General features: G+C 55.4%; 1 protein-coding gene. It reads right to left on the reverse strand.

Features of this window, described 5'->3' with window-relative positions:
• On the reverse strand, positions 1 to 269 hold a 269-nt coding region (locus QMF38_RS11435), incomplete at both ends, for a phage terminase small subunit-related protein (RefSeq protein WP_281759503.1).

The raw sequence follows: 269 nt of genomic DNA on the forward strand, positions 1-269 counted from the left end.
TCGTTGATGATGGCATGCGTGTCAGGGTCGTCCGGGAAGATGCGGCGAAAAAAACCGTGCGTGACAGCTTTGTCGTTTCCGACCGGCCCACCAGGGCCGCCGATGTTGCCGACCGCGTTCTTGTTGCCTTTTGGGGCCCCCGGCTTACGTTTTGTTGCGCCACGATTCATGTTTTGTTGCGCAACAATTCCGCTGTTTTCCCAGTCGTCAGCAACTTTCCAGTTACGAACCTGGCTGTCAGAAACGCCAAGCTGTTGCGCGATATTCTT

The sequence above is a fragment of the Alicyclobacillus hesperidum subsp. aegles genome, assembly GCF_027923525.1.
GTDB classification, from domain to species: Bacteria; Bacillota; Bacilli; order Alicyclobacillales; family Alicyclobacillaceae; genus Alicyclobacillus; species Alicyclobacillus aegles.